Source organism: Dietzia sp. Alg238-R159 (genome assembly GCF_900537145.1).
Lineage (GTDB): Bacteria > Actinomycetota > Actinomycetes > Mycobacteriales > Mycobacteriaceae > Dietzia > Dietzia kunjamensis.
The window spans coordinates 81,476-105,324 of record NZ_UNRI01000005.1; the positions used below are offsets into that span (position 1 = coordinate 81,476).

The window sequence follows — 23,849 nt, forward strand, 5'->3', positions numbered from 1 at the left end:
TGATGGTCTCCGGTAACCTGATTCTCGTCGTACGCCCCGTACGGCGGCAGGAGGATGAATCATGACGAGTCCGCAGAACCCTGACCGTGTCGGCGAGCATTCCGAGGAGCCCGCGGACAAGGCCCGGTACGACCACGACGACGCGGTCGCCGACGAGTGGGGTGACGAGTCCTTCCCGGCCAGTGATCCCCCCGGCGCGCTCTGAGTCAGCGCAGGATCTCGAACTGTTCGGACACCGCCCGCAGTGCACTCGCGCTGCGGGCGAACTGTTCGCGTTCGGTGGTGTCGAGCTCCAGCTCCACCACCCGCTGGACGCCGGTCCGCCCGATCACCGCGGGCACCCCGATGAAGATCCCGTCCTGGTCGTACTCGCCCCGCAGCAGGGTGGAGACCGGTAGCGAGACCTGCTCGTTGCGCAGCACCGCCCGGGTGATGCGGGCCAGCCCCATCCCGATGCCGTAGCTGGTGGACCCCTTCGAGTCGATGATCCGGTAGGCGGCGTCCCGGGTCTCGTCGAAGATCTGCGTCAGGCGTTCCCGCTTGGCCGGGTCGCCCGCCAGGTCGCGGCGCAGCGGCACCCCGGAGACGTTGGCGGAGGAGAATACCGGCAGCTCGGTGTCGCCGTGTTCCCCGATGATCGAGGCGTGCACGCTCATCGGTGCCACGTCGTAGTACTGGCCCAGCATGAACCGGAAGCGCGCCGAGTCGAGGATCGTGCCGGAGCCGATGACCTGCGCGGCGGGGAGCCCGGAGTAACGCCACGACGCCTGGGTGAGGATGTCGACGGGATTGGTGGCGACCAGCAGGATGCCATCGAACCCGGTCGCCATGACGTCACCGACGATGTTCTCGAACAGCGTCATGTTCTTGCCCACGAGGTCGAGGCGGGTCTCGCCGGGTTTCTGGGCTGCGCCGGCGCAGATGACCACCATGGTGGCGTCGGTGCAGTCGGCATAGGTGCCCTCGGTGACGAGGGTGGGGGAGGGCGCCCACACGACCCCGTGGTTGAGATCCATGACCTCTCCGACGAGTTTGTCGTGGTCGATGTCGATGATGGTCAGATGGTCGGCCAGCCCCTGGTTGACGAGCGCGTAGGCGTAGGCGATACCCACGTCCCCGGCGCCGATGAGCACGATGCGATTCCCGACGGAGGCCTTCATGCCCGCAAGGGTAGAGGCGTGGGGTCGCCGCCCGGAGGGTATCGGAGGAACGTCGGTGGGCCCTGCCGTCCGGCTCGGCCCCGCTATCCGGCGGCGTCGAGCACGGCGCGGTGACGACGCTCGATGGTGATCCGGTCGTCGGCGTTGCGGGTGGCTTCGAGGGCGTCGTCACGGAGCTTCGTGGCGTGGTGGGTGAGGACCGCACGACGGTCAGGGTCATCGAGGACCTGCGTCGCGACGGCGAGGACGTCGAGAATCCTGATGCTGACCGCTGGCGCACCCGCACCGTACTGCCGCATCTGGTCGAACATCGTGGCGACGAGGCCGGCGAAGTCGGAGGTCGCCACGACGAGGCGGACCTCCCCGTCCCTGGCGTGCACCCCGGTCGGCCATTCCCTGTCCTCGAGGGTGCACAGGGCGTCCCCGAAGCGGTCCACGACGTCGACGGCGGTGAACGGGTCGTTGGTCCCGGGGCTCAGGGCACGCGTGCCCACCTCGGCGAGTAGACGGACGGCGTGCTCGACATCCTGGTCGCGGGTACGGGATTCACCGACCGTGAGGGCGGGCATGATGCCCTCGGGCAGGGTGGGGACGGCCTCGGCCACGGGGGAGTTCGGATAGAGATAATCCCCGGGTCGCACGAGGAGCCGGATCGTCGTCCCGGTCTCGACGGCGAGTTCGACGAGCCGCCCGTGGTCGACGAGCTGCAGGTAGCCGCCCTTCTCCACGAGGAGAGTCTCCGCGTCCGCCCAGAACTCCTCCTCTGGTGGGGGCAGCACATCGCGGTCCGGATCCGTCAGCTCGGTGGCGGTGAGCAGGGAGGAACGTAGATCCGTGGTGAGGAGGTTCACGACGCGGGTGGTGTTGATCGACCCGGTGACGTGGCCGATGAAGTACACGAGTGCGCTGATGCACCCGAGCGCCAGGATGAGGGCGAGGGTGACGTTGTACTGGGGGACGAACGGGGTCCCCTCGTCGCCACCGGTGACCGTGCGGAGGCTGTAGAGGCTGAAGGCGAAGGTGGAGATGAAGACGCCCAGTGTGATCTGGTTGCCGCGGTCCTCGGTGAAGTTCTGGAGCAGGCGCGGCCCCATGGTGCCGGCGGCGTAGGAGAGGGCGGCGATGGTGATGGAGAAGACGGTGCCGCCGACGCCGATCGAGCTGCTCGCCACGGCGGCGAGGATGCTCCGGGAGCCCTCCACGCCGCCGCCGTAGATCCAGGAGGCCGCCTCGTCACTCGTGCCCGGGTTGGTGGACAACCACGTCCCCAGGTGGGCGAGGCCCAACGCGACGAGGGTCATCACGGCGGGGAGAAACCAGAAGCGGCGGCTGATCTGTCGGAGTCGGAAGCGTAGTCCGGCCATGGCTGTCCTCTCTGTGGTGGACACAGCGTAGCCGGTGGGTCCGACGGTGAAGCGCGTTCCGGCCTGTCGAACAGGTGTTCTTGCGCGATGTCGTACCCGTGGTGTTCACTGATCGCGTACTCGAAAAGCCATTCGATCAATGGTCTGTCCGGCGTGTCGGACCCGGTGGGAGGTGGGGATGATGGTAGTGGCGACGTCACCTGTCGACCTGTCCGGCCTCGGCCGGGATGAGCGTGTCACGGAGCTGCGTCGCCGCCTGGCCGCGATGCCCGGCGGCGGTGCACCCGCCGCGGTTCGCGCCCAGGCCCCGGCAGGGCCGGCTTCGGTCGTCTCTGCGCCCTCTGCGCCCTCTGCTCCGGCTGCCCCCGTTGCCCCCGCGGAAGCGGCGGAGATCGCGGTTCCCGGAGTCGCGGTTCCGGGGTCGGTGGCGCCCCTGTTGCCGGGTGGGGTGCTGCCCGCGGGCCGCGTCACGGCGGTGTCCGGCAGCGCCACCCTACGGGTGGGGTTGCTCGCCGCGGCCACGGCCGCCGGTGCCAGGTGTGCGGTGGTCGGGTGGCCGGAGCTCGGCGTGGCCGCGGTGGCCGAGCAGGGAGGTCGACTGGACTGTCTGGCGCTGGTCCCGGATCCCGGCCCGGATCCCGCAGCGGTGGTGTCCGTCCTGCTCGACGGGCTGGACCTGGTCTTGCTGGGGCCTGGTGTGGCCCCGGTCGCCCCGTCCCGTGCGCGGGTGCTGGCGGGGCGGGTCCGAGCCGCTGGCGCGGTGTTGCTCGTGGGCGCCGGGTGGCCCGGGGCGGAGCTGACACTGGCGGGGCGGCACTGCCGCTACGGCGGACTGGGTGCGGGCGCGGGTCGGCTGGCCTCGGTCTCCACGGTGGTGCGCTGTTCCGGCCGGGCGGCACCCGCCCGGACCGCGGAATGGGTGGCGGCGGGATGAGCGCCCGGGTCATGGCGGTGTGGTGCCCGGACTGGCCGACGGTCGCGGCGGCACGGGCCGAGGGGCACGGGCTGCATCTTCCGTTGGCGGTCGTCGGGCCCCGGGGGGTGCTCGCGTGCAACGCCGTCGCCCGCGCGGTGGGGGTGCGTCGTGGTCTGCGCCGGCGTGAGGCGCAGTTCCGCTGTCCCGAACTCGTGGTGGTCGCGGCCGACCCGGCCCGGGACGCCGCGTGGTTCGAGCCCGTGGTGCAGGCGCTCGATGCCGTCGTCCCGGGTATCGAGGTGCTGCGCCCCGGACTGTTCGTGTTCTCCGCAGCGGGTGCCCTGCGCTTCCACGGTGGGGTCGAACAGGTCGTCACCCGCGTCGTCGACGCGGTGGCGGCCGCCGGCGCGGAGTGTCAGGTGGGCCTCGCGGACGAATTGCCCACGGCCGTGCTCGGGGCCCGCGGTTCGGCACTGCTGGAACCAGGTGGGGACGCTGACTACCTGGCCGGATTGCCTGTGGACGCACTCGTGGTGGAACCCGCGTTGGGGGACCCCGAGGTGCTGTCCGAGTTGGTCGGGTTGCTGCACCGCCTCGGCGTGCGGACGCTCGGCGACTTCGCCGCGCTACCGCCGCGTGATGTGGCCACCCGCTTCGGGGAGGGGGGTGCGGTGGCGCACCGTATCGCCCGCGCCGTCCCGTGGCGTCCGCCCTCGGTGTCCGCGGTGCCCACGGGGTCGGCGGTCGAGCACCGGTGCGACCCGCCACTGGAGCGTGTCGACGAGGCCGCGTTCCTCGGTCGGCGGCTGGCGGGGGAGCTGCACGCCGTGCTCGCCGCGTCCGGCGTCTCGTGCCTGCGTCTGTCCATTACCGCCCGGGTGGAGGGCGGTACGGAGGTCAACCGGGTGTGGCGGTGCTCATCGCCCCTCACCCCGGAGGGCACCGCCGATCGGCTCCGCTGGCAACTCGAGGGGTGGCTCACCGGGACCGCGATCGCCGGTGGGGCCGGGGGCGCGGTCACCGCCCTCGTCCTGGAACCGGTGGAGGTGGTCCCCGCCGGCCGCGTACAGGAGGGGCTCTGGGGCGAGGCCGGGCTCGCGGAGGCCCGCGTCCACCGCGCACTGGTGCGGGTCCAGGGTCTGCTCGGGCCCGAGGCGGTCCGTGTGCCCGTGGAAGTGGGCGGCCGCGGGCCGGCCGAGCGGGTGCGGTCACTGCCGTACGGTGACGCCCCGGCCGAGCCCGCCGCTCAGGGGCCGTGGCCGGGGGCGCTGCCTGCCCCCTCGCCGTCGGTGGTGTGGCCGGGGCCGGGCTACCGGTTGGAGATCCGCGAGAGCGGCGACCCGGGAGCCGCCGTCGCGGCGCGGGTGACACTCGTCAGGGGAGTCGTGCTGCGCAGCGCAGCCGGAGATGTCGTGGGGGTGACCCCGCGGGGTCTGCTCAGCGGCAGGCCTGCCGCGGTCGAGGTGGGCGGTCGCCGTTGCGCGCTGCTCGGCTGGTCACGGCCGTGGCCGATCGACGAGGCCTGGTGGGAGCCGACGCCCGACGGCGGGCCTCGCCGCCCTCGGGCCCGCATACAGGTCGTCCCCGAGCGCGCGGCGGCATTGCTGCTCTGCGGCGTGCTCGGGGACGAACAGGGGAACTGGATCGTGGAAGGAGTCTACGAATGAGCCGTTCGCGGATGAGGCGCCCCCGGCGCGGCTCAGCGCTCGATGTCGACCACCAGGCGGGTCGGGTTCTGCAGCAGGAAGGCGGAGAATGCCCGGTCCGAGCCCTCGAGGCCGATCACGGACTGCGCCTGCCCCTCGAACTGTCCCGTGAACGCCACGCCCGCCACCCCGGTCGCGTCGTCGCCGGCCACGGTGCCCACGGGGACCTCCTCCATGCCGGTCTGGGTGGGCAGGACCTGGCCGCCGATCGTCACCTGCAGGAAGGAGTCGCCCGGCACTTCCACCGGAAAGCCGCTGCCCTGCTGGGCCGGGCTGTCCACATAGTCCACGGAATAGCTCGGGGTCCCGCGGCCGTCGAGTTCGAAGACCACACGGTCCTTGCCCTGGAAATTGCCCATGCGGATCTCGGATACCACCAGTTCTGCGCGTCCGGCGGCAGCGTCCGCCTCCTCGCGCTTGGGGGCGGAGTCCGTCGGGCCGGCGGTGGGGTCGGCGGCCTCGGTCTCCTCCGGCGCCAGAGCCTGCGCCAGGGCGGCCGGGGAGGATCCCGCAGTGGTTGTCTGGCTGGTGGCGGGGGCGTCGGTCGAGGTGTCGGCCCCGCAGCCCGCCATGGCCAGGGACGCGGCGGCGGTCAGGGCGGCGGCCGCTGCGAGGCGGCGATGTCGGGTACGCATGCCCCCAGCTTAAGTCCCTCTCATCACTTTTGTCCCACGAGGTGGCTACAGTTACACCACGTCGCGCGGTGGGGCACCATGGGGGCGTGTCAGTCATCGATCCCACCCCACTCACTGCCTGGTGTTCCCTCCAGTCGGCCGATGAGCCGCCCGCCGGTACCGCGGCCCACGAGGAATCGTGGGTCCTGTTGGAGGTTCCCGCGCGCTGGGGACGCGATATCTTCGACGGCGAAGCCCTGGGCGAGGAGCTGTCCGAGCGACTCAAGGAACATGTCTCGGCCTGCGGATCCCGGATGCTCTTCATCCGGCGCCCGGGCCGCGAGGGCCAACGCATCGACCGTCACCGTTTCTACCTGTGCGACACCAGGCCCGGCCGGCGGAGTATCCGGGTCGGCCGTGTCGACCGTCCCGCGGACATGCTCGACCTGGACCTCTCGCCCGGTGGGCACGTGGCGGGTACCCGCGAGATCTCGGCCCCGGTGCCGCTGGTGTGCACCCACGCCAAGCGTGACCAGTGCTGTGCGGTCCGGGGGCGTCCGGTCGTGGCCGAACTGGATGAGCTGGTCGGAGCCCGCCTGTCCGCGCTCGATCCGGACGCCGCGGTGTGGGAGTGCTCCCACACCGGCGGGCACCGCTTCGCCCCGGTCCTGCTGCTCCCCGGCACCGGCTACACCTACGGACCCGCGGAGGCGGATCTCGCGGCCCGCATCGTCGAGGCCGAACTGGACGGTCGGGTCGTCACCGAGCACCTGCGGGGTCGCAGTACATGGCCGCCGGCCGGGCAGGTGGCAGAGGTCGCCGTCCGGGACTCCGGCGTGGAGGCGGGGATCGACGATCTCACCGTCGACATCGACCCGGATGACCCGCTCGTGGTCGTCGTCCGGCACACCGACGGGCGCGCCTGGCGGGTCGAGGCAGGGAAGCGACCGCTCCCGCCACGCCAGCAGAGTTGCCGCAAGCCCGCCGGCGAGGCCTCGGCGTGGGTCGTGGAGTCCCTCACCGTGCTCTGAGCCGGCCCACCGGCACCCGGCGGGTGAGCACCGGTGAACTGGTACCACGGGCCCAGAACGTGGTCGGAACTCGAACGGGTGCTCTCCGGACGACCGGGACCGCGCGGGGTCGAGAACCCGCACCCCGGCGACGGCAGCGACGCACCCGCCTGGTCACGCAAGCGTGGCGGGTACACGGCCCCTCCGCGGGCCCGAGCCCAGGGGAGAGTGCCGTACGCGGAGCTGCACGCCCACACCGCGTTCAGCTTCCTCGACGGGGCCTCCTCTCCCGAGGCCATGGCAGAGGCAGCGGCGGAACTGGGGCTCACAGCGCTCGCGATCACCGACCACGACGGGTTGTACGGGGTCGTGCGTTTCGCCGAGGCCGCCTCCGAGCTGGGACTGGCCACGGTGTTCGGGGCGGAACTCTCGCTACCGGGCGGGGAGCACCTGCTGGTCCTGGCCAGGGGAGAGGAGGGCTACCGGCGGTTGTCGCGCTCGATCGCCCACGCCCACCTACGGGGTGGGGCCAAGGGCGAACCGCGGTACGAGATCGCCGAGCTCGCGGAGGCGGCCGGCGGTCACTGGTATGTGCTCACCGGCTGTCGTCGGGGCCGGGTCCGTCGGGCCCTGGAGCGCGGCGGGACGGGGGCGTCCGACTTCGACATCCCCGCTGCCGGTGTGGCCCTGGACCAGCTCGTCGAGCTGTTCGGTCAGGACAGGGTGGTCGTGGAGCTGACCTGTCACGGGGTTCCCGAGGACACGGAACGATGCGACGCGTTGGCTGGCCTCGCCGCACAGGCGGGCCTGCCCGTCGTGGCGACCACCGCTGCCCACTGCGCCGGGCCGGAGGACGCGCGACTGGCCTCGGTCATGGCGGCGCTCGGTGCGCGTGACGCGCTGGAGACCCACGCAGCGCACCTGCCCGCCGCAGGCGGGGTATACCTGCGCTCGGGCGAGGAGATGGCGGAGCTGTTCGACCGCTGGCCCGACGCCGTGGCCGGGGCGGACAGGCTGGGCCGGGAGTGCGCGTTCGACCTCCGACTCATCGCCCCGCAGCTACCTCCGTTCGACGTCCCCGAGGGCTACACCGAGGACACGATGCTCGCCGAGCTCGCCTACGCCGGCGCCGCCCGGCGCTACGGGACACGCGAAGAGGCCCCGGAGGCGTATGCGCAGATCGACCGCGAACTACAGGTGATCGCCGAACTGGGCTTTCCCGGGTACTTCCTCGTCGTCCACGACATCGTCGAGTTCTGCCACCGCGAGGGCATCCTCTGCCAGGGCCGCGGCTCGGCCGCCAACTCGGCGGTCTGCTACTCGCTGGGGATCACCAACGTCGACCCGGTGCGTGCGCAGCTGCTGTTCGAGCGGTTCCTGGCGCCGGAGCGCGACGGCCCGCCGGACATCGACGTGGACATCGAGTCGGGCCGTCGGGAGGAGGCCATCCAGTACGTCTACTCCCGGTACGGCCGGAACCACGCCGCCCAGGTCGCCAACGTCATCACCTACCGCGGACGATCGGCCGTGCGGGACGTGGCCCGGGCCCTGGGCTACTCCCCGGGGCAACAGGACGCGTGGTCGAAGAGCGTCGACCGGTGGTCGGGGTTGAAGAACCACGAGAGGGAGGCCACCGAGCACACCGTCCCGCCCGATGTGCTCGCGCTGGCACGGCGGCTCGTCGGACTGCCCCGCCACCTGGGGATCCACTCGGGAGGCATGGTGATCTGCGACCGCCCGGTGGCGGACGTGGTACCCGTCGAGTGGGCACGCATGCCGGGACGGACGGTCCTGCAGTGGGACAAGGACGACTGCGCGGCGGTCGGGCTGGTCAAGTTCGACATGCTGGGCCTGGGCATGCTCACCGCACTGCATCACGCCATCGACCTCGCGGCGGAACACAAGGATCTCGACGTGGACCTGGCCCGGTTGGACCTCGCGGACCCGAAGGTCTACGAGATGCTGTGCCTGGGCGACTCGGTGGGTGTGTTCCAGGTGGAGTCCCGCGCACAGATGGCCACCCTGCCCCGGCTCCGACCGCGGACGTTCTACGACCTGGTGGTCGAGGTGGCGCTCATCCGTCCCGGCCCCATCCAGGGCGGGTCCGTGCACCCCTACATCCGTCGCCGCAACGGCCGGGAGAAGGTGGTGTTCGACCACCCCGCGCTGGAGGAGGTGCTGGGACGCACGCTGGGGATCCCGCTGTTCCAGGAGCAGCTCATGCAGATCGCCACCGTCATCGCGGGCTTCACCGGAGCGGAAGCCGACCAGTTGCGCCGCGCGATGGGGTCCAAGCGGTCACCCGAACGGATGGCCCGACTGAAGGAACGGTTCTTCGACGGGATGCGCGACCTGCACGGGATCGGCACCAGCCCGCCCGGGACCCCGGTCACCGGGCCGGAGGTGGGGGAGCGGATCTGGGAGAAGATGTGCGCCTTCGCCAACTACGGCTTCCCCGAGAGCCACTCCCAGTCCTTCGCCGCCATCGTCTACTACTCCGCATGGTTCAAGTGCCACCACCCGGCGATCTTCTGCGCGGCGCTGCTGCGCAGCCAGCCCATGGGCTTCTACTCGCCGCAGTCGCTCGTCGCCGACGCCCGCCGGCACGGTGTCACCGTGCACCGCCCGTGCGTCAACCGCTCACTCGGTGGGGCCACCTGCGAGAACGATGGTGCCGAGGTGCGCCTCGGACTGGAGTCGGTCCGGGCGATCGGTGAGGACCTGGCCACCGCGATCGCCGATGAACGCGACACCCACGGCCCGTACACCTCCGCCGCCGACCTCGCCGGCCGCACCGGCCTGTCCGTCCGGCAGATGGAGGCACTCGCCACCGCCGGGGCGCTCGACTCGCTCGGCACCGGGGGCCGTCGGTCCGCCCTGTGGTCGGCGGCCACCGCGGCCCGCGAGAAGCCCGGCATGCTGCCCGGGCTCAGCCAGGTCGACGCCCCGGCCCTGCCCGGCATGAGCGTCCTCGAACTCACCTCCGCCGACCTGTCGGCCACCGGGATCAGCCCCGAGGAATACCCGACCGTCCACGCCCGGCCGTGGCTCGACTCCCGCGGCGTATGCACCACCGCCGGGCTCGCCCACGTCCCCGACGGCAGCCGCGTCGAGGTCGCCGGAGCCGTCACCCACCGGCAGCGCCCCGCCACAGCGGAGGGCGTGACCTTCCTCAGCCTCGAGGACGAGACGGGCATGACCAACATCGTGTGCTCGGTCGGCCTGTGGGCGCGATACCGGCCGATCGTCTCCGCGTCCCCGGCGCTCATCGTCCGCGGCACCGTGGAGAACCGCTCCGGCGCGGTCAGCGTGGTGGCGGACAAGATCGAACGCCTGCACCTGGGCATGGCGATCGGCCGCAGCCGGGACTTCCGATGACCGCCCTACGATGTCCGCGCCCACAGCACGGCGCGGACGCTCGCGACCGCACAGAGCAGCCAGATGCCACACAGGGCGACCACGGTCACCAGGCTCGCGGCCGCCCAGCCGAGGTGATGGGCGCCCAGCGCGCAGGTGCCCAGCGGGTAGGCCATCGCCCACCAACCCGGATTGAACGGCATCCGGGCGAGGAAACCCCGGATGGTCGACACCACCGCGAACGCCCCCAGGCCGGCACCGGCGATCAGGACGACAGCGCCGTACAGTCGGGCGATCCCCGCCTGACCCGGCCCGGCCAGCACCTGCGCGGCGGCCGCCGACTGGCCGACGATGCCCAGCGGGATCCAGGTGGAGGGCGACAACGCCACCGGAACGGGGGTGCGGAACCACGCGTGGTGATAGGCCATCGTGATGACGGCGCCGCCCAACCCGAGGGCCGCGATGAAGCCGAAGGTGCACACCGCCACCACCGCCGTGCGCACGGTGGGGGAGTCGATCTGCCCGGCCAGGACACCGCCGGTGGTCGCCGAGACCATCGGCGGCACCATCGGCAGCGCCCACGTGGGCAGCGGATGGGCGGGACGGGTGGTGAACAGCCAGACGGCGAACCCCGTCGCGGTGGCCAGGCCCAGGACGGTGCCCGCCCCCCACAGCGCCGCGTCCACGCCGAACGCGACCGTGGACAGGGACGGGGCACGCGCGTCGACCACGACGAAGCTCGCCGACCCCACCGCCAACAGACCCATCGAGACCATGCCCCACAACGGCAGCATCGCCGCGTCCCGCACCGACCGGGTCCAGACGTCAGGGTCCCGGACGATCGACCGCGCGAACCCGGCGCCCAGACCGACCAGCAGCAGCCAGCCCAGGGCCAGCATGACGAGCGCGAGCGGCCCGAAGCCGGGCACGCGCTCGGCGTGGATCTGCAGGAGGGCGGAGAGGCCGCCCGTCCCCATGACGGCCCCGAACCAGGCAGGTCCGGGGCCGGGTACGGCGGGCGCCCCGGGGCCGGGTCCTGTCGCTGGGGCCGAAGTCACCAGGACACTATGCCGGGGCCTCGTCGTCGTCGGATCCCCGGCCCCTCACGGCGCCCGGAAGGGGCTCGGGCGCCACAGAGGGCTCAGACGTAGCGGAAGTCCTCGCCGCGCGCCCACTGCACCAACCGGTCGGCGGTGTCCCGGCGCGACGGGGGGTGGTAGCCGAACACCTGGACGGCCTCGAAGGCGTACGCGAGCTCCGGGTCCTGCATGTACGCGAAGCCCCCTACTGCCTCGCGGACCAGGGACTGCACCCGGACCAGGGCGTCGCGCATCGACCACCGGACCAGCGCGAGTCGCGCGGAGACGTCGCCGCCGCGGGCGCCCTCGTCGAACTCGCGGGCCACGGCGTGCAGGGCTGTCCGCATGGTCTCGACCTCGGCGAGCGCGGAGGAGAACACCTTGGGGTCGAGCCGGTGCCGGTCGGCCAGCCGCTCGACCAGTCGCGTCGCCACCCCGAGGTAGCAGCCGCTGATCAGCAGCCCGAACCACAGGTAGCCGGTCATCTCGTGGACGTCGTCGGGGTCGTTCTCGGAGGTGAGAAAGACCATGTCGGCGCCGACCCGGACGTCGTCGAGGACCAGGGCGTCGCTCTCGGCCGCCGCGAGGACGGGGCTGTTCCAGAACGGCTCCCGACGCAGACCCTCGGCCCCGTCGAAGACCAGGACGACGGCCCGCTCCGAGTCGTCCACCAGGGCGCTCGCCACCAGGAGGGTCATGGACCGGGCGAGGCTGCAGGGGGCCTTGCGGCCGGAGAGCAGGTAGCCGTCGCCGTCGCGGCGAGCGGTCATGGTCGGGCGGAACACAGAGCCCCCGGGGGAGCCCTCGGAGAAGCCGGAGGCCATCACAGTGCCGTCCTCGACCAGCGCCTTGATGAGGTCGCGCTCGTCCTGGGAGGCGTCCTCGGCCGCCTCGAACAGGGTCGCGCACGACAAGTGGTGCATCGTGGTGGCGGCGGCCAGCGAGGGGGCGACGGCCCCGATCGCGGTCTGGAAGCGCACAGCGTCCACCGCGCTCGCCCCCGCGCCCCCCAGAGAGGTGGGGACGATGAGTCCGGTCCCGCCGGTGGCGGACCAGTCGGACACGGCGGTGCTCGCGGAGCTCTCGTTGGCGAGGAGCCCGTTCTGGTACAAGCGCTCACGCAGCCGGGGGGCGTAGTGGTCGAGGGTCTGGTTCTCGGTGGTGAGGAGCATGGGGCCCTTTCGGTGAGGGGTCGGCGGAGGGGGTCAGCGGGCAGGGATGGCGGGCAGAGTCGGCGGGGGCGGTTCAGCCGGCGAGCATGAGGCGGGCGGCCTCGGTGCAGTCGTACCGCGGCTGCCACCCGGTGGCGTCCCGGAGTCGGCGCGAGGTGGTGACCGGTTCCCCGCGGGTCACCCAGTGGGAGGAGTAGGGGAGAAGGCGCAGTCGGAAGCCGAGGTCGGCCAGGAGTCGGGCGGGACCGAGCGGCACGGGGACGCAGATCGAGCGGTTCATCCGGCACAGGTCGGCGACGGTCACCGCGCCCTCGGGGCCGAGGTTGAACTCGCCGTCGACCCGACCTTCGACCCCGGCCAGGACCACCCGCAGGTAGGCGTCGACGAGGTCGTCCTGGTGCAGGAACTGGAAGTAGGACCGCCCGGGGCTCGGGTAGAGGACGACGCGCGAGCGCATGGTCTCCAGCCCGGAGTTGGCCATGTCCGGCCCCACCACGTAGGTGGGGCGCAGGACCGCCACCGCCATCCGGCCGCCGGATTCCCGTCGCCACCGGCGCACATCCTCCTCCATGAGCGCCTTGTGGTGGAAGTAGTAGTGCTCCTCGCCGGCGCCGATGGCGGCCATCTCGTCGATGACCTCGGCGCCGCCGCGGGGGCCGTAGGCGTTGATGCTCGAGGTCATCACGCACACCCGGGCGCCGGCGGCGTCGGCCGCGAGGAGCACCCGCCGCGACCCGTCGACGTTGACGATGCGCGCCGAGTCCTTGTCGCGCGGCTCCTCGACCATGAAGGCGCAGTGGATCACCGCGTCGGCGCCGGCGAAGACCTCGTCGAGGTCGTCGGTGGCGAGGTCGATCTGATGCTGTTCGATCTTCGGGTCCAGGACCCGTAGCGGCGACCGGGCCAGTGCGACCACGCGCTCGACGTGGTCGCGGCCGACCAGTCCGCGCAGGAGAGCTGTGCCGACGTCGCCGGACGCCCCGGTGAGGACCACCCTCACGACGCCGCGTCCAGGCGGGTGGCGGCGAGGGCGTGGGCGATGGACACCGCCGCCCCGACCAGCTGTTCCTCGGTGTGGTCCGCGGTCACGCACAGGCGCAGGATCGCGCCGGCCGCCGGGACGGCCGGGTGGACCGCGACACCCGTGTACACGCCGGCCTCGAGCAGCAGGTTCCACGTGTGGGCGGCGCGGAGGTCGTCCCCGACGGGGACGGGCACGATGGGCGACCAGGAGTCGTCGGGCAGCCCGGAGTCGCACTCGATCCCCTTCCCGCGCAGTTCGGTGCGCAGGAGGATTGAGTTCCGGCGGACCGCGTCGGTGCGCCGGGCGCCCTCGTCGGTGCGCATCAGCCGGATCGAGGCGAGGGAGGACGCGGTCGCGGCGGGCACCGAGGAGGTGCTGAAGATCATTGGCCGTGCGGTGACCCTGAGTCCGGTCACCAGCTCGGCGCTGCCGGTGATGAACCCGCCGCAGGAGGCCGAGGACTTGGAGAACGACGCCATGGTCACGTCCACGGCGTCGACGGTCCCGGTCTCGTCGACCCGCCCCCGCCGGGTCGGTCCGTAGAGGCCCATCGCGTGGGCCTCGTCGACCATGAGCGCGGCCCCGAACTCGCGGGCCAGGTCGGCGACCCCGGTCAGGGGCGCGAGGCTGCCCTCCATCGAGTAGAGAGAGTCGACGACGACGAGGATCTGGTCCGGCGACTCACCGCGGGCCGCTACCAGGGCTTCCTCGAGCGCACTCAGGTCGTTGTGGCGGAACGGGTGGACGGAGGTCCGCGCCATGCGGAGCCCGTCCCGGAGCGAGGCGTGCGCGAACTCGTCGATGACGACCGCGTCCCGCCCGCCGACCAGGGCCGCCAGGGTGCCGAGATTGGTCTGGTACCCGGTCGAGAAGCACAGCGCGTCCTCGGTGCCGAACCAGTCGGCGATCTCCGCCTCCAGCTCCTCGTGCAGCGACATCGTGCCGTTCAGCAGCCGGCTCCCGGTGCTGGCCGACCCGAACCGGCGGACCGCCTCCGTGGTGGCCTCGATGACCTGGGGGTGGTTGGCCAGGCCGAGGTAGTTGTTGGAGCCGAGCATGATCCGGTCGACGCCCTGGACGTTGCTCGTGGCACCGGAGCTGGAGTGCATTGTCCGGTAGTAGGGGCTCTGGCCGGCGTCCTGGAGGGACGAGAACAGCCGGACCCGGTCGTCAGCGGCGAGGCGGTCGATGAGGGGATGGTTCACGGGTGGTCCTTCCGGTGGGCTACCCCGGGTATTCGTGTCGTGGGTGCGGTCGGATGGGTCCGACGTCGACCTTTCCTGAACGCGCCGATGTCCGGGTCGGCCATCCGCGCACGGGCGGGCGACGAATGAGTGGGGCACACCGACCGCAGGGAGACCTATGAGCCATAGAAGCGACGTCCGGACGCGGCGGCGGGCGCACCGATGGCGGTCGGTCCTGGCGAGAGGGTGGCCGCTCGCCGCGGCCCTGGTCCTCGCGGTGCTCGGGGCGCTCTCCGCCGGGGGAGTGGAGGAAGCGCTGACTCCCGGGGGGTTCCGCGCCGATTCCACACCGTCCGCCGTCGCCGAGAGTCGGCTCAACGCGGAGCTGGGGGTGGGCACCCCCCCTCGTCATGGCGGTGGTCCTGCCCCTGGTCTTCCTGCTGACCGGTGGCGTGGTGGTCACCCTCAAGACGCTGCTCATGGCGGCGCTGAGCCTCACCGCGACGTTCGGTGTGATGGTCCTGGTCTTTCAGGAGGGGCACCTCGCCGACCTGGTGGGGGTCACGGCCACCGGGGTGGTGGATTCCTCCTCGCCCCTGCTCATGGCGTGCCTGGCCTTTGGCCTGTCGATGGACTACCAGTTGTTCCTGCTCTCGCGAGTCCGTGAGGAGTACGACCGCCACGGAGACACCACCCGGGCCGTGGTCGACGGTGTCGGGCGGACCGCCCCTGTGGTGGGTGCCGCGGCGGTGCTCGTCGCCGTGGTGTTCCTGGCCATCGGAACATCGGGGATCAGCGTGGTCCGGATGCTCGGGTTCGGGATGGCGCTCGCCGTGCTGGTGGACGCGTTCGTCATCAGACTGTTGCTCGTACCGAGCGCGATGCTCATCCTCGGGGACGCCAACTGGTGGGCGCCCCGGCCCCTCCGGGTGGTCTTCGACCGACTGCGGATCCGGGAGAGCTGATCGCGATACGCCCGCGGCAATACGGCCGTAGGTTCGGGGCATGTCGATCGACGCCCTCCGCAGCCGCCTCTCCGGCGCCACGATCCTCACCGACCCCGACGTCGTGCAGTCCTACCGCCAGGACTGGGCCCAGGCCCCCGACCCGGGGATGCCGCTGGCGGTGGTGCGGGCGCGGTCGACCGAGGACGTACAACAGGTGATGCGCTGGGCCGCCGAGTTCGACGTGCCGGTGGTCCCCCGCGGGGCCGGCTCGGGCCTGTCCGGCGGGGCCACGGCGGTGGAGGGCGGGATCGTGTTGACCAGCGAGCTCATGCGGGAGATCCACGTGGACCCCGTCACCCGCACCGCGACGGTCCAGCCCGGCCTGCTCAACGCGGAGGTCAAGCGGGCCGCCGCCGAGCACGGGCTCTGGTACCCGCCGGATCCGTCGTCGTACGAGATCTGCTCGATCGGCGGCAACGTCGCGACCAACGCCGGTGGGCTGTGTTGCGTCAAGTACGGCGTGACCACGGACTACGTGCTGGGGCTCACGGTGGTCCTGGCCGACGGCACCGCGGTCCGGCTGGGCGGCCCGCGGCTCAAGGACACCGCCGGGCTCAGCCTGACCAAGCTCTTCGTGGGCAGCGAGGGCACGCTGGGAATCGTCACCGAGATCATCGTCAGACTGCTCCCCGAGCAACCTCCCCGCTCAACCGTCGTGGGCGTGTTCCCCGACGTCGTGGCGTGCAGCGAGGCGGTCCTGGCCATCACCCGCCGGATCCGCCCCGCGATGCTCGAGTTCATGGACAACACCTCGATCCGGGCGGTGGAGGCGGACCTGCGGATGGGGCTGGACACCTCGGCCGGGGCGATGCTGCTGGCCCAGTCCGACCTGACCGGTCCCGACCGGGCGGCCGAGGCAGAGTTCATGGCCGAGGCGTTCCGCACCCACGGCGCCACCGAGGTGTTCGCCACCGACGACCCCGACGAGGGCGAGCAGTTCACCATCGCCCGCCGGGCCGCGTTCACGAGCCTGGGCAGGACCGGCACGCTGCTGTTGGAGGACGTGGGTGTCCCGCTGCCCGCGCTGCCTGCCCTGGTGGCGGGGATCGAGGAGATCTCCGCCCGGCGGGACGTGCCCATCGCGCTGGTCGCCCACGCCGGGGACGGCAACACCCACCCGATCATCGTGCTGGAAGACGACGACCCGGACCGGGCCGCCCGCGCCCAGCTCGCGTTCGGTGAGGTGATGGACCTGGCCATCGACCTGGACGGCACCATCACCGGCGAGCACGGGGTGGGCAGGCTGAAGAAGGACTGGCTGCCTGATCAACTCGGTGAGGACGTCATGGCGCTCACCCGCCGCATCAAGGACGCCCTGGACCCGCAGGGGCTCCTCAACCCGGGCGCGATGTTGTGAGGGGCGCGAGGCGGTGTGGTGAGCGGGCCGTGAGGTGTGCTCACCGCTGGTCGGGCCCGACCTCGTCGTCGTCGCCCGTCAGGACCCGGACCCGCACCGCCGCGGCGACCGGCGTGCCGACCGGCACCACCCGCCCGTCCAGGGACACGGTGATGATCCCCAGCTCGACCTGACGGGAGACCACCTCGACCGGTGAGTCGGGCCACAGGCCGATCTCGGCCAGGTGGCGCAACACGGTGTTGTCCCGGTCGGACACCCGCGTCACCACGCCGGCGGCGCCCTCGGGGACCCGGTCCAGGGGGATGTCGCCCAGCTTGTCGAGGTGGCCGTCCCGGGTGGGGATGGGGTCGCCGTGCGGGTCGCGCCGCGGGTGGTCGAGGAAGGCGTCGAGGGCGTCGACGAACCGGTCGGACACCACGTGCTCGAGCGCGTCGGCCTCCGCGTGCACCTCGTCCCACGGGTAGTCCAGGCACCGGGCGAGGAACGTCTCCAGGATCCGGTGCCGCCGGATCATCGCCACTGCGAAGTCCCGCCCGGTGTCGGTGAGCTCTACAGGTGCGTACGGGCGGTGCTCGGCCAGGCCCAGCGCGACGAGTCTACGGACGCCCTCTGTGACCGAGGAGGGAGACGCTCCGAGGCGCTCGGCCAACGCCCCGGAGGTCACGGGGTCGCCGCCGGCTCCCAGTGCGTGCGCGGCCATGAGGTAGGACTGGGTTGTCGGGGTGAGATCTGCGAGGTCTCGGGGGGGATCGACGGTCATGCGGGCATCATCCCTGATCGTCGTGACCGCGCGCTCGCCGCGGCCCGGGGGATCACCCCGCGACCGGGCGCGAACAACTGTGCTGCCGCGAAGATCACCGCCTGGGTGAGGACCACGACGGGACCGGGCGGGAGGTCGGCGTAGTAACCGACGTACAGGCCGACCACGCCACCGAGAAGTGCGACGACGACGGAGAGGATCATGGTCCCCCGCATGGTGTCGGCCAGCAATTGTGCGGTCGCGCCCGGGATGATGAGGGTCGCCACCACCAGGATCACACCGACCGACTGGACTCCCGCCACGGTAGCCGTGGCGAGGGTGGCCAGGAGGAGTGCGGTGAGCGCGCCGGTCCGCAGTCCCAGGGTGTGGGCGTGGAGGCGGTCGAACGCCACCATGATGAGGTCGCGACGGAATGCCAGCAGCACGATCACGGTGAACACCGACACCGCCAGCACCTGGTAGAGGTCGGAGTCACGGACTCCGAGCACGCTGCCGAACAGGATCGAGTGGAGATCACGCTGACTGGGGAAGCGGGCGATCAGGACCAGGCCGAGGGAGAACAGGGCCGTGAAGACGATGCCCATCGCGGCGTCCTCCCGGACCGTCCCGCTCCCGCGCACCGCTCCGATGAGCGTGACCGCCACCAGCGCCGCGATGAGCGCTCCGGCGGCGAACGGGATGCCCGTCATGCCGGCGATCACCACACCCGGGAGAACGGCGTGTGAGACCGCGTCGCCCATGAGAGACCAGCCCATGTGCACCAGCCAGCAGCTCAGCAACGCCCCGGCGATCCCTGACGCCGTCACCACCAGGAGCGCGCGGCGCATGAACTCGTACGTCATTGGTTCGACGATCAGGTCGATCACGGTAGGGCCCCCTCAGTGGTCGCGACGCGCTCGGTGGGATCCGGCACGCGGGCGCCGAGCAGGGTGGTCAGTATCTGCGGAGTGGTGGTCTCGTCGACCGGGCCGTGCGCCACGAGCCGGACGTTGAGCAGTGCGACCGAGTCGGCGAGTTGTGCGATGGTACCCAGGTGGTGCGTGGAGACCAGTGCTGCCCGCCCTGAGGCGGCGAGTTGGCGCAGCACGTCGATGTACACCGACTCGCTGCCGGCGTCCATGCCGTTGAACGGCTCGTCGAGCAGGAGGAGTTCGGCCTCCTGGGCCAGGCAGCGCGCGAGCAGCACCCTGCGTCTCTGGCCGCCCGAGAGTTCGCCGATTCGCCGACCGGCGATCGCGGACAGTCCGACCCGGTCCAGCGCGTCGTCGACGGCCAGGCGGTCGACGGTGGACGGGCGGCGCCACGGACCGGTGAAGCGTCGGCGGCCCTGCATGACCACTTCTGCCCCGGTCACGGGGAAACGCTCGTCGATGCCGTCGGACTGGGGGACGGCCGCCACCCGCCCCGTGCGCAGGGCGAGCGCCACGGGGGCGTCCAGGATGCGGACCGTCCCGCTGCTCGGAGTGACCAGGCCCAGGATCGCCTGGATCAGGGTTGATTTTCCCGACCCGTTCGGGCCGAGCAACACGGTGATCTCCCCGCGGGGGACGGACAACGAGACCGAGTCGAGTGCGCGGACCTGGCCGCGATCGACGGTGAGGTCCGTGACCTCGATGGCCGGCGGGCCCGCGGACGTGGCCGAGGGCTGCGGCTGTACGGTCACGACGCCAACTCCCGGGTGATCGTCTCGAGGTTGTGGTCGAGCAGGTCCAGGTAGGTGGGCACCGGACCGGAGGGGGTGGAGAGGGAATCGACGTAGAGCATCCCGGCTAGTCGGCTGCCGGTCTCTGCCGCAACCTGTTCCATGGCTGCGCCGGAGACCGTCGACTCGCAGAAGACGGCGGGGATATCACGCCCGCGCACCTCCTCGATCATGCTCGTGACCTGCCGCGGCAGCCCCTGGTTCTCGCTGTTGACCGACCACAGATATAGCTCGTCCAGGCCTATGTCTCTGGTCAGATACGAGAACGCGCCCTCACAGGTCGTCAACACCCGGCGTTGCTCGGGCACGGAAACCACGGCCGTCCGGGCGCGGCTGGCCAGGTCGACGAGGTCGGCCACGTAGTCCTCGGCGCGGGCCGTGTAGGCGGCGGCACCGTCCGGGTCGAGGTCAGCGAGTGCCCGGGCGATCGCCCGGATGTATTTCGCGCCCTCGACGGGCGACATCCACGCGTGGGGATTGGGGCGTCCGGTGTACTTGCCGGAGCGGACGGGCAGGGGATCGACTTCGCTCGAGGTGATCACGTGCCGGGCGTCGGTCCCGTCGATGAACCGCAACAGCCAGTCGTCCATGCCAAGCCCGTTGCTCACGATGAGGTCGGCGTCCTCGACCCGCTTGAGGTCGTTGACTCCCGGCTCGTACAAGTGCACGTTCGCACCGGCGGTCGTCACGGACTCCACGCGGACCCGATCGCCTCCGATACGGCGCGCCATGTCGGCGAGGATCGTGAAGGTCGTGGCCACGACCACCCGGTCCCCCGGACCTGCGGACCGTCGGCCGTCGTCCGTGAATGCCACTTCGTCACTGGTGTCGGTCCTCACGGACGTACACGCGGACGTCGCGAGGACGACCAGCAGGGCGAGAGTGAAGACGGGAACGACGGCGGTGCGGCATGTGCGCGGGCCGCCCTCTTTACGGTTCACTGCTGGACAAAAGTTAAGCATGGCGAAATCTTAAATCATGGCGCCGGAAATACCACACTGTCGACGTAATCCTGTTGCCGCCACGCCTCGTAGACCACCACCGCGGCCGCGTTGGAGAGATTCATCGAGCGCCGGCCCGCCAGCATGGGGATGCGCACCCTCGCCGTCACCCGCGCGTCGGCCAGGACGTCGTCGGCCAAGCCGGTGGGCTCGGGACCGAAGAGCACCACGTCACCGGGCGTGAACCGCACCTCGGACAGCGAGAGTTCGGCATGAGCGGTGAACGCCCACACCCGGGCGGGGAGGAGTCGCGCATATGCGGCCTCCAGGTCCTCGTGGACCTCCACGTGGGCGAGGTCGTGGTAGTCGAGACCCGCTCGGCGCAGTTGCGGCTCGGACAGGTCGAAGCCCAGGGGGCCGGCCAGATGCAGTTCACAGCCCGCGCCCGCCGCCATCCGGATCGCGTTTCCGGTGTTGGGCGGGATGCGGGGCCGGTCGAACAACACGCGTACGCCCGCTCCGGTCATAACGGACATTCTCGCAGTGCGCTGCGGCCGCGGCGACGCCGAGTGGGATACTGGCACCCGTGACCGCGATCAAGCTGGACGGCAAGCTCACCCGCGACGAGATCGTCGCCGACCTCACCACCCGCGTTGCTGCGCTGCGGGACAAGGGTGTCACCCCAGGACTGGGTACCGTCCTCGTCGGCGACGACCCGGGCAGCCGCTCCTACGTCAAGATGAAGCACCGCGACTGCGAACAGGTGGGCATCTCCTCCATCCGGCGTGATCTGCCCGTAGAGACCACGCAGGCGGAACTCGAGGCCGTGATCGACGAACTCAATGCCGACCCCGCGTGCACCGGCTACATCGTGCAGCTGCCGCTTCCCGAGCACCTGGACGAGAACGCGGTCCTCGAGCGGATCGACCCGGCCAAGGACGCGGACGGACTCCACCCGGTCAACCTCGGCCGGCTGGTCCTGGGCGAGCCGGCGCCGCTGCCGTGTACCCCCAACGGGTGCATCGCCCTGCTCCGCCGGTTCGGGGTCGAGTTGAACGGTGCGCACGTCGTGGTGATCGGCCGCGGCGTCACCGTCGGTCGGCCGATCGGGCTCATGCTCACCCGGCGCAGCGAGAACGCCACCGTCACCCTGTGCCACACCGGCACCCGCGACCTGGCCGCCGAGACCCGGCGCGCCGACGTGATCGTGGCCGCCGCCGGCGTGGCGCACATGCTCACCGCCGACATGGTCAAGCCCGGTTCGGCGATCCTTGACGTGGGCGTGTCCCGGCTCGACGGCAAACTCGCCGGCGACGTCCACCCCGACGTGTGGGACGTGGCGGGTGCCGTGTCGCCGAACCCGGGCGGAGTCGGCCCGCTGACCAGAGCGTTTCTTCTGACCAACGTGGTCGAGCGCTGCGAGCGGCTCGCCGCCGACGCCTGAGACGCCCGTGACCCATCCCGCCCCCGGCTGGTCCCGGCCCTCCGGTAGCCAGCCCGCCGGCAACGAGGCCACCGACACCCAAGCGACCGACGCCCGTCCGCGCCGGGCCCGCCCGGCGCGCCTGAGGTGGTCGCAGCTCCGGGCCCAGTGGCCACTCGCCCTGGTCGTGGTCGGGCTCGCGGTGGCGCTGGGGTTCGTGATGTTCGAGCGGTGGCGCCGCGGGGCCTTCCTGCTGGGGCTTGTGGCGCTGGCCGCGGCGGTCCTGCGCGGCGTGGTCCCGGAGCACCGCGCCCGCTTGCTCGGGGTCCGTGGGAAGGGCTTCGACGTGGCGTTCTACTCGGCGATCGGCGTGGTCGTGCTGTGGCTGTCGATCTCGATCGACGCCCTCGGGACTGGCTGAGGGCGAATCCGCGCTCGATCGGGCTCGTCGCGCGGGGCCCCGCTGGGTCAGCGAAGCCCCAGAGGAACGCCCTCGCGGACGTGCTCCCGAATGCTGTCCGACGCGAGCAGATAGCCCATCGTCACCAGGACCAGCAGGGAGAAGATGCTTCCCACCACGGAGATGAACGTGAGGCTGTCCAGCACGACTCGTGCCAGTGAGTTCGCAGCCAGGAGCGCCACCGCCGCCCCGAGGACCACCCGGGACCAACGGTGGGCCCGCCACAGGAGCACGCCGCCGACGATCAGCAGTATGCCCAGGGCAGATGAGGACACGGCGGTCACAGCCATCGGCCGGTACCGGGTGATGTCGTTGCCGCCGCTGGCGGTTGCGGTGATACCCAGGAGGGTGGCGAACCCGACGGCCACCCCGATGGCCCCGAATCCCACGGCGAGACCCGCAAGTCCGAGGGCGGCAGGCCGGGGGGTGCGATCGAATTCGGTCATACGTGTCCTCGTGTCCGGTCCGTGGATCCCTGCTCGGCGAGTTCCAGGGTCCGCTGAAGCATCGGTCCCACCACGTCGGATTCGGTGAGGAACCCGTCGTGGCCGGCCGGGCTGTCGATCACCACGAGTGGGTCGGCAGCCGGGAGCAGCGCCGCCAACTCTCGCTGCTGCCGTAGGGGGTAGAGCCGGTCGGTGGTGACCCCGCCGATCACGCACGGGACCGGGCACGACCGCAGCGCTTCCTCGACGCCACCGCGGCCCAGGCCCACGTCGTGCCGGTTCAGGGCGTCGGTGAGCAGGACGTACGAGCAGGCGTCGAACCGTGAGACGAGCTTGCCGGCCTGATGGTCGAGGTAGGACTGGACGGCGAACCTTCCGGACATCGACAGGTCCTCACCGCGGGGATCCTCCCCGGGCTGCGGGCGGTTGGAGAACCGCTCGTCCAGTTCCTGCTCGCCCCGGTAGGACAGGTGAGCGATGCGCCGGGCGATGCCCAGCCCGGTGACCGGGGTGCGGCCGGTGCCGTGATAGCCGCCCTGCTGCCAGTGCGGGTCGGAGGTGACGGCCATGATCTGCGCGGTCTGCACCCCGATCTGGTCCGCGGAGGCGCGGGCGCCGACGGCCAGCACGCACGCCGCGCGCACGCGGTCAGGGTAGGAGACCATCCACTCCAGGGTCCGGGCGCCGCCCATGGACCCGCCGATCACGGCGGCCCACCGTTCGACGCCCAGCAGGTCGGCCATCACCCGCTCCGCCTCGACCATGTCGCGTACGGAGACGGCCGGGAACCGGGCACCCCAGTAGTGACCGTCGGGGTGGAGCGAGCTCGGGCCCGTCGAGCCGCGGCAGCCGCCCAGCACGTTGACGGACAGGACGCAGTAGCGGTCGGTGTCCAGCGGCAACCCGGGCCCGACGAGCCCGTTCCACCACCCTGGGGTGGGGTGCAGGGAGTCGACCGAACCCACGAGGTGGGAGTCCCCGGTGAGCGCGTGCTCGACCAGGACGATGTTGGACAGGTCGTCCGCGATCCTGCCCCACCGCTGCACGGCGAGCGTCACCCCCGGGATGACGACACCCGTGACCAGGGTCAGATCGCCGATGGCGAGGTGGCCGAGGGTGCCGTCGCCCGGGGGCAGCAGCGCGAGTGGATCGGAGGACCGGATCATG

Annotated in this window: 23 protein-coding genes; 9 read left to right on the plus strand and 14 right to left on the minus strand. The window is 71.6% G+C overall.

The genetic code is table 11. From position 1 onward, the window contains the following. The first annotated feature begins 61 nt into the window (after positions 1–61). Positions 62–205, plus strand: coding sequence for a hypothetical protein (locus tag G6R20_RS18530; RefSeq protein WP_167457923.1), 144 nt, complete (start codon positions 62–64; stop codon positions 203–205). A 1-nt stretch (position 206) separates the two neighbouring features. Here the strand turns inward: G6R20_RS18530 and G6R20_RS12770 are convergent, their stop codons facing one another. Both G6R20_RS12770 and G6R20_RS12775 read right to left on the minus strand, forming a co-directional pair. Beyond that, the gene (locus G6R20_RS12770; RefSeq protein ID WP_069389173.1) at positions 207–1,160 is read right to left on the minus strand and encodes an L-lactate dehydrogenase; all 954 of its coding nucleotides are present in this window, start codon (positions 1,158–1,160) and stop codon (positions 207–209) included. 83 nt (positions 1,161–1,243) lie between these two features. Continuing rightward, positions 1,244–2,524 (minus strand): DUF2254 domain-containing protein, encoded by a 1,281-nt coding sequence (locus G6R20_RS12775; RefSeq protein ID WP_069389172.1) that lies wholly within the window; start codon positions 2,522–2,524, stop codon positions 1,244–1,246. A gap of 181 nt (positions 2,525–2,705) precedes the next feature. Between G6R20_RS12775 and G6R20_RS12780 the strand changes: the two genes are divergently transcribed. Next, on the plus strand, positions 2,706–3,458 hold the full coding sequence (locus tag G6R20_RS12780; protein WP_240341462.1) for a hypothetical protein: 753 nt from the start codon (positions 2,706–2,708) through the stop codon (positions 3,456–3,458). Next, a complete protein-coding gene (locus G6R20_RS12785; RefSeq protein ID WP_163376632.1) occupies positions 3,455–5,107 on the plus strand; it encodes a DNA polymerase Y family protein in 1,653 nt (550 codons plus the stop codon). Before G6R20_RS12780 ends, G6R20_RS12785 begins: the two co-directional genes overlap by 4 nt. A gap of 32 nt (positions 5,108–5,139) precedes the next feature. On the opposite strand, the gene G6R20_RS12790 is transcribed toward G6R20_RS12785, so the two are convergent. Next, positions 5,140–5,781, minus strand: a complete 642-nt coding sequence (locus G6R20_RS12790; RefSeq protein ID WP_067712563.1) for a hypothetical protein — start codon at positions 5,779–5,781, stop codon at positions 5,140–5,142. A gap of 86 nt (positions 5,782–5,867) precedes the next feature. Between G6R20_RS12790 and G6R20_RS12795 the strand changes: the two genes are divergently transcribed. Together G6R20_RS12795 and G6R20_RS12800 are read left to right on the plus strand one after the other, a co-directional pair. After that, positions 5,868–6,791 carry a sucrase ferredoxin gene (locus G6R20_RS12795; RefSeq protein ID WP_120286212.1) on the plus strand — a complete coding sequence of 308 codons (924 nt, stop codon included), beginning with the start codon at positions 5,868–5,870 and terminating at the stop codon, positions 6,789–6,791. A gap of 33 nt (positions 6,792–6,824) precedes the next feature. Then, the gene (locus tag G6R20_RS12800; RefSeq protein WP_205475867.1) at positions 6,825–10,148 is read left to right on the plus strand and encodes an error-prone DNA polymerase; all 3,324 of its coding nucleotides are present in this window, start codon (positions 6,825–6,827) and stop codon (positions 10,146–10,148) included. A gap of 5 nt (positions 10,149–10,153) precedes the next feature. Here the strand turns inward: G6R20_RS12800 and G6R20_RS12805 are convergent, their stop codons facing one another. The 4 genes from G6R20_RS12805 to G6R20_RS12820 form a co-directional block, all read right to left on the minus strand. Continuing rightward, positions 10,154–11,185 (minus strand): C4-dicarboxylate ABC transporter, encoded by a 1,032-nt coding sequence (locus G6R20_RS12805; RefSeq protein WP_205475868.1) that lies wholly within the window; start codon positions 11,183–11,185, stop codon positions 10,154–10,156. Positions 11,186–11,268: 83 nt separating this feature from the next. Beyond that, positions 11,269–12,378, minus strand: coding sequence for an acyl-CoA dehydrogenase family protein (locus G6R20_RS12810; RefSeq protein ID WP_067712556.1), 1,110 nt, complete (start codon positions 12,376–12,378; stop codon positions 11,269–11,271). Positions 12,379–12,451: 73 nt separating this feature from the next. Then, on the minus strand, positions 12,452–13,378 hold the full coding sequence (locus tag G6R20_RS12815; RefSeq protein WP_159981087.1) for an NAD-dependent epimerase/dehydratase family protein: 927 nt from the start codon (positions 13,376–13,378) through the stop codon (positions 12,452–12,454). After that, complete coding sequence (locus tag G6R20_RS12820; RefSeq protein ID WP_069389968.1) at positions 13,375–14,607, minus strand: pyridoxal phosphate-dependent aminotransferase family protein; 1,233 nt, start codon at positions 14,605–14,607, stop codon at positions 13,375–13,377. Before G6R20_RS12820 ends, G6R20_RS12815 begins: the two co-directional genes overlap by 4 nt. Positions 14,608–14,996: 389 nt before the next feature. Between G6R20_RS12820 and G6R20_RS12825 the strand changes: the two genes are divergently transcribed. Both G6R20_RS12825 and G6R20_RS12830 read left to right on the plus strand, forming a co-directional pair. Then, the gene (locus G6R20_RS12825; protein ID WP_069389967.1) at positions 14,997–15,551 is read left to right on the plus strand and encodes an MMPL family transporter; all 555 of its coding nucleotides are present in this window, start codon (positions 14,997–14,999) and stop codon (positions 15,549–15,551) included. A 40-nt stretch (positions 15,552–15,591) separates the two neighbouring features. Continuing rightward, a complete protein-coding gene (locus tag G6R20_RS12830; RefSeq protein ID WP_067712544.1) occupies positions 15,592–16,950 on the plus strand; it encodes an FAD-linked oxidase C-terminal domain-containing protein in 1,359 nt (452 codons plus the stop codon). 40 nt (positions 16,951–16,990) lie between these two features. On the opposite strand, the gene G6R20_RS12835 is transcribed toward G6R20_RS12830, so the two are convergent. The 5 genes from G6R20_RS12835 to G6R20_RS12855 are packed head-to-tail and all read right to left on the minus strand — an operon-like array spanning position 16,991 to position 20,880. After that, positions 16,991–17,710: a metal-dependent transcriptional regulator gene (locus G6R20_RS12835; RefSeq protein WP_067712537.1), complete on the minus strand. Its 720-nt coding sequence runs from the start codon at positions 17,708–17,710 to the stop codon at positions 16,991–16,993. Next, on the minus strand, positions 17,707–18,576 hold the full coding sequence (locus tag G6R20_RS12840) for a metal ABC transporter permease (protein WP_067712535.1): 870 nt from the start codon (positions 18,574–18,576) through the stop codon (positions 17,707–17,709). The genes G6R20_RS12835 and G6R20_RS12840 overlap by 4 nt, the downstream gene beginning before the upstream one ends. Beyond that, positions 18,573–19,373, minus strand: coding sequence for a metal ABC transporter ATP-binding protein (locus G6R20_RS12845; RefSeq protein ID WP_067712533.1), 801 nt, complete (start codon positions 19,371–19,373; stop codon positions 18,573–18,575). The genes G6R20_RS12840 and G6R20_RS12845 overlap by 4 nt, the downstream gene beginning before the upstream one ends. Then, complete coding sequence (locus G6R20_RS12850) at positions 19,370–20,353, minus strand: zinc ABC transporter substrate-binding protein (RefSeq protein ID WP_240341447.1); 984 nt, start codon at positions 20,351–20,353, stop codon at positions 19,370–19,372. The genes G6R20_RS12845 and G6R20_RS12850 overlap by 4 nt, the downstream gene beginning before the upstream one ends. A gap of 35 nt (positions 20,354–20,388) precedes the next feature. Next, complete coding sequence (locus G6R20_RS12855) at positions 20,389–20,880, minus strand: tRNA (cytidine(34)-2'-O)-methyltransferase (protein WP_067712531.1); 492 nt, start codon at positions 20,878–20,880, stop codon at positions 20,389–20,391. 59 nt (positions 20,881–20,939) lie between these two features. Between G6R20_RS12855 and G6R20_RS12860 the strand changes: the two genes are divergently transcribed. Both G6R20_RS12860 and G6R20_RS12865 read left to right on the plus strand, forming a co-directional pair. After that, the gene (locus G6R20_RS12860; RefSeq protein ID WP_067712529.1) at positions 20,940–21,797 is read left to right on the plus strand and encodes a bifunctional methylenetetrahydrofolate dehydrogenase/methenyltetrahydrofolate cyclohydrolase; all 858 of its coding nucleotides are present in this window, start codon (positions 20,940–20,942) and stop codon (positions 21,795–21,797) included. A 7-nt stretch (positions 21,798–21,804) separates the two neighbouring features. Next, entirely contained in the window at positions 21,805–22,197 is a 393-nt protein-coding gene (locus tag G6R20_RS12865; RefSeq protein WP_082923698.1) for a DUF3017 domain-containing protein, read from the plus strand. A 47-nt stretch (positions 22,198–22,244) separates the two neighbouring features. Here the strand turns inward: G6R20_RS12865 and G6R20_RS12870 are convergent, their stop codons facing one another. Continuing rightward, on the minus strand, positions 22,245–22,682 hold the full coding sequence (locus G6R20_RS12870) for a hypothetical protein (protein ID WP_067712526.1): 438 nt from the start codon (positions 22,680–22,682) through the stop codon (positions 22,245–22,247). Next, positions 22,679–23,848 (minus strand): homoserine O-acetyltransferase, encoded by a 1,170-nt coding sequence (locus tag G6R20_RS12875; RefSeq protein ID WP_067712524.1) that lies wholly within the window; start codon positions 23,846–23,848, stop codon positions 22,679–22,681. Before G6R20_RS12875 ends, G6R20_RS12870 begins: the two co-directional genes overlap by 4 nt. Position 23,849 lies beyond the last annotated feature (1 nt).